Annotated in this window: 1 protein-coding gene and 1 pseudogene; both read right to left on the bottom strand. The window is 48.1% G+C overall.

Annotation, left to right across the window (positions count from 1 at the left end):
• The coding region (locus EC843_RS20710) for an AIDA repeat-containing protein (RefSeq protein WP_133522992.1) at positions 1–3,440 on the bottom strand (3,440 nt) is incomplete at its 3' end.
• Positions 3,425–3,922 (bottom strand): annotated as a pseudogene (locus tag EC843_RS20705) (autotransporter strand-loop-strand O-heptosyltransferase); the annotation flags it as partial. The pseudogene EC843_RS20705 and the gene EC843_RS20710, both read right to left, overlap by 16 nt.
• Positions 3,923–6,000 lie beyond the last annotated feature (2,078 nt).

Genomic DNA, 6,000 nt, shown 5'->3' with positions numbered 1-6,000 from the left:
ATGGAAAGCACCGCTGCCGTACTTGGCGATATCGTCATTTCTGACGGCGGTGCTGGCTCTACCGGGACCACTGGTGGGGTTGTCGGGTCTACCGGTGGTGCCGTCGGGTCTACAGGCGTCGTCGGATCTACTGGTTCTGTCGGTGGCACGATCTCAATAGGGTGCGTCGGTGTACCTGGTTCTGCCGGTCCCACTGACGGTGTAGTCGGTTCTACAGGAGGCACCACCTCAAGAGAGTGCGCAGGGTCTTGTTGTTCTATGGAGTGCACAGGTGCATCCGGTGTCGAATTGAGTGACCAGGTATCATTGCCGTTGTCCACCAGATAATACTGATACGTCCCCACATCCACGACCCCACCGGGGTTCGCCAGGGTGAATTCCGCCTCACCGCCACCGGTCTGTATCATCTGCATACTACTGTCTGACGTCGGACTCACCCCGGTATCGGCGATAAACACATCAAAGTCGCCGTTAGCCTCTCCCGTCACTGTCAGGGTGTCGCTCTGCAGCGTCGCGACTTCGGTGTTCATATAAAATGTTCCCGTCCCCTCCAGACTCGTCATGGTCAGGTCGGCATAGCCACTTTGTTCATAGTAAACACTGCCGCCATCCATGGTCATGGCACCCATGCTGTACTGCGTATTGCTGCCACTGACTGCTGAGGTGTTGTCCAGATACAGTGCACCGGAATCCGACAGGGTCATATTCGCACTGTCCGTCATTGCGCCAGCCGTCACCGTTAACTGACCACCGGACGTGACGGACACATCACCACCCAGGGTAGCACCGGTATAGATGTAGCCTGCTCCGCCGTTGACCGTCAGGTCTGTGGCTGTGCCATTAACGTTAACTGTTCCCCCGGTGTTCACTGTTGTGTCATTAGCAGTGCCACCGTTGAGGACCTTTTGCTCGCCCGTAGCATTGACTGTCGTGTTATTAGCGATGGCACCGTTTTCGACTTGCTGAAAACCACCATTCACTGTAGTCCCATTCGCTGCAGCGCCAGTGCCAGCTTTGAGTGCTTCATGGCCACCATTTAAAACGGTGTCATTGCTTATGCCATAGACATCAAAACCACCCGCGTTGACTGTGGTGTTATTAGCAACGCCCCCGGCATTAACGGTTACGTAGCCTCCGGTATTAATCGTCGTATCCGTCGCTGTGTCACCGGTGTTGACGATGAAACGTCCACCGTTCTCAAGCAGGACATTACTGGCGGTGCCTGTTGCCGCATCGATGGAAAACGCACCCAGTGCATTCGTGCCACTGACCGTGGCATCGGTATTCGTCTTCAGCGCAGCACCGCTGTTTTGTACAACCCCAACAGCAGTACCACCCGCAACAACCTCAAATAGCCCCCCGCTGTTAACGGTCGTATCGCTGGCAATACCGCCTGCATAGATATATTGCCAGCCACCCTGATTAATGGTGGTCGTAGTCGCTTCACCTGAGACGCCATGAAAAGCACCAGCATTCACCGTGGTATCTATCGCTGTACCGCCAGCCGCAACGTCCTGTCGGCCCTGTGAACCCGTCCCCCAGATAGTGGTCGATATCGCTGTACCGCCGCTATTGACGTTCATGGCGCCACCGGCATTCACAGTGGTACCACTGGCCGTGTCGCCGGTGTTGACGGTGAGACGTCCGCCATTTTCAAGCAGGACATTACTGGCGATGCCCGTTGCTGCATCAATGGAGAAGGCACCCAGGGCATTCGTGCCAACGACGGTGGCATCGGTGTTCGTCTTCAGCACGGCACCGCTGTTTTGCATGACCCCGAGAGACGTACCACCCGTTGCCACCTCCAGTATCCCTCCACTGTTAACCGTAGTATCGCTGGCAATCCCACCTGCATAGGTATATTGCCAGCCACCCTCGTTAATGGTGGTCGTAGTCGCTTCACCTGAGACGCCCTGAAAAGCACCGGCATTCACCGTGGTATCTATCGCTGTACCGCCAGCCGCGATATCCTGTCTGCCCTGTGAACCCGTCCCCCAGATAGTGGTCGATATCGCTGTACCGCCGCTATTGACGCTCATGGCGCCACCGGCATTCACAGTGGTCGATGTCGCCGTACCACCTGTGTTGACGTTCTGGCGCCCCCCGTAGTTAAGAGTGGTCAATATTGCAGCACCACCATCGTTGACGTTTTGAATGCCACCCGTATTGACCACGGTCGTATTGGCTGTACCACCGTCAATAGTTTGCAACCCAGCATTGTTAATTATGGTGTTATTGGCTACGGCATTGCCTTCAATTTGCTGGAAACCACCATTGATTGTGGTGTCGTTTGCTGTAGCACCCGCCTGGACTTCTTGTTTGCCGCCCTCATTAATGGCGGTGCCATTAGCAACACCACCGCTTTCAATAGCTTGCAATCCAGCATTGTTAATTATGGTGTCATTGGCTATACCGCCGTTGAGGATTTTTTGTAAGCCTGTAGTGTTAATTGTCGTGCCATTGGCGATGGCACCGCTTTCGACTTGCTGGAAACCACCATTGACTGTTGTGCCATTGGCTATAGCGCCAGTGCCAGCTTTGAGTGCTTCATAGGCACCATTTACAACTGTGTCATTGGAAACACCGTAGACATCAAAACCTCCCGCGTTGACTGTGGTGTTATTAGCAACGCCCCCTGTTTCGACTGTTGAGCGGCCTCCGGCAAGTGTAGTGCCATTAGCTATACCGCCGGCATGGACTGTTTCAGTGCCATTGTGATTTATAGTGGAATCATTGGTTATCCCACCGGAGTAGACGTGTATCTGTCCACCGTTATTAACGGCACTGTTAGCAATCCCGCCGTTGTTAACGTTAAGGTAGGAAGCTGAAATAAAGGTGAAGTTCGCTACACCACCGCTATTGACATTTTGAATGCCTTCACTATCGATGACGGTGTTGTATGCTACGCCAGCAACATTTTGAATAGCGTAACTGATAGTGGTGTTGTACGAGATGCCTCCACTATTGACATTTTGAATCCCCTCCCCCCAGACAGAGGTGTCGTACGCTACACCACCGCTATTGACATTTTGAATACCGTGCCAATGGACGGTAGATTCGTACGTTATACCGCCACTGTGGACATTTTGAACGCCATCGTACATCATCGTCACGGATGAAGTTGTACCGCCATTATTGACGTTTTGGATGCCACCATAGGCGACTGAAATATGAGATGCATGGCCGCCACTGTTAATATTCTGTGTAGCTCCTTGAAACACATTTTCCCAAGATACCGTCATGCCATCGTTAACGTTCTCAGTGTATGCATTCACCACCCCGGGAAGTACCGCCACCGCCAGCAACGACAGCTTTCCTGTCAGGGCCGCACGACGCGCCACACCTTTGCCGCAACTCTTGCAGTGCTCTGACACCGGCACCCACGCTTCCCTGACATTATCCCAGACCAGACGATAAATATGATTTAAACCACTGTACATTGTATTTCCCTTGTTGCTGTTGTTGTGCCGATAAAATGAGTGTGTGAAGAACGGGAGGAGGCCTCACCGTCTGAGTTCAGAGTGGCAGGCACCGTGGCCTGCCGCAGTCGGGTGATATGCCCGATAACCTGCTTGCCGGTAATAAAGCGACTGCATTCATACTGTCGCTCCGTGCCCTTGTGACGCGGGCACCAGAAAAAATCTTTATGGTCAAAATCAATACGCACGTCATCCCAGCAGCCGTTACACACATGCGGATTAAAGACGCGGTATGCGGTGTCAAACTCGCAGTTCGGCAGCGTAAAGCCGCTTATCATCACCACCGGAATTCGGCAGGCCCAGGCCAGCCAGCTCAGCTCACTGGACAGCCCGATGAAAAAATCGGCGTGCTGTAACAGCGCCACCCGTTCAGGCAGGGGAATATCACCGGTGAAATCTTCTGCACCGTGAGGGGTGTGATCCCAGACAAATCCCTGACCGACAGTGACCCGGAATGCATGGGCAGTTCAGGTGCAGGGACAAACATCACTGGTGGCGAAGTCTCGACGGCAGAAATAGAGGCAGAGGACATTAAAAATGAATACTCTCGCTAATTTGACAATAATAAAAATTGCCATACAGAAAACATATATGGCTTGTACAAATATCCTGGGCGCAGTAATAACCCCGATTAAAATAATTCGGGATTATTAACTGAACATTTAAACCACGAACATGTGCTGACATGAGCAAATGATAATCGGGATAACAGCGCCTTCAGAATAAGAAAGAAACGCCATAATGCAGTACAGTCGAATGAATGACAAAAGCAGGTTTATTTAAATTTAAATTTAAATTTAATATGCATCATCTGTAAAAAATCAGCATAATCAGAGGATTGTAATTACCCACATCTCTCGATAGTCATTTCACATCCGTATGGCGGGCTAGTGGCATAGTTAATTTGGCCACCTGACCAGAGGTGATACCCTCTTCGCAATTCAACCAGGTGATTTATTAACCAGAAAGCAAGACGAACCTTCTCTGAACTGTCCTGGCTCACAAGGACAAGCGAAGGGTTTGCATTACGTCGGCATTGATACAAATTATAAACAAGACCTCCTCAATGAGGACATTTCCAGAAAATTTTTAGTTAAAAATAAATAATTCCGTCTTTGCTGTTTACTACAAACAATCAGAAAATTGCATCTTCTGAAATCTCAGTATTAGCTGAGATTTCGAAGTTATATAATATACCATGGGCACAACACAATGAGAGGCAAGCTATTGCAAGTCAGTTGAATGTTAAATTTTTCTATAAAGAGAGCCAGAACTCAGTCTCTTTTGGGTAGTTGTATTATTTCTTTACTGCTTGCCATTTTTATCTGAATCTAAATTACAATTATTGCTTCATTAAAACTGAAAGATAGTTATGTTGCCTGGCCTGTTTTTTTCTTTGGTACGATGGCATCCATATGACAAATAAATTGTCTTGTTGTGGCTTTGTAACCAGCATTTCTGTCAAAGACTACGATGCCCTGGCTCCATGGATTTGTCTGCAACCAAATACACCAGGATGCTAATTAGTGGAACTAAATAACGTTATGAAAATTAAAAGAAACGATATTTTCTGGGCAGAAAGGCATAGAGCATTGTGGGGGTGGTATGAATGCAGACGGGTTATCTTCGAATTGTACAGAGATATCTTTGTCTGTATTACTATTTCTGTTAGCGGCGTTTTTTTAGTGCAGCGAAGCCTTGTCCTGAAATCTGACCTGCCTTTATATATGGGATGTATGCTCTACGTTATGGCTTTTCCTTTAGCCATACTTACGCATTTTACCGCACTTCAGTATATCACCCAGAAGAGGAAACATTCAAAAATCAGGAAGCGACATTTCTACATCATTCTTTTATTTACTGCCATCGCAATGGTCATTTTGGTGTGCGGGTTGTACAGAGAGTTTGAAGAGTTAGTCCGATGTTTAAAGGTGCACAGAGCGTTATCTTCCTCATAGCATGGATGATATCAGGTTATTGGTGCACTCTGCTGGCACTTTTCAGTATATCAGAACTGATAGCCGTATATCTTATCCAAATACATTCTCATGGTGAATAAAATTGAAATTATCCTGGTTAAAAAATAAAATAAAAAGCATGCTTATTCATCTAATGATGCTGTATTTTGCATCGGCACTAATGTTATTATTTTACCTTCTCAGTGGATGGCCATTCACATGGTAAATATTCGAATAATTTTTTACATTACTGATGTATTGCCTGAGAAATATATTCCTGTACACCACCATTTATTCAGTCAACAAAAGGTGTTTATGGGATAATATCTGTCGCAGGCACTCATCGCTGTTGTGCTGGTTTTTAGCGACACTGCAGCCATAAAAAAGTCATAGCTGAGTTAGTTTCGTCAGCGGATGCCGGTTCGTCTGGTTAATTATGGCATATCCGACATATTGACTCTCGCTAAATATGCACCGCCCTCTTCAGTTTGAACTGCCAGAGAAAACAGCCCCCAAGTCCACAGACAATTCAGCCTTATACTTTGAACATAGAACGTGTATAT

The sequence above is a fragment of the Buttiauxella sp. JUb87 genome (assembly GCF_004361975.1).
GTDB classification, from domain to species: Bacteria; Pseudomonadota; Gammaproteobacteria; order Enterobacterales; family Enterobacteriaceae; genus Buttiauxella; species Buttiauxella ferragutiae.
Note: the sequence above shows the minus strand (reverse complement) of the source record. Positions and strands in the feature narration are given on the sequence as shown.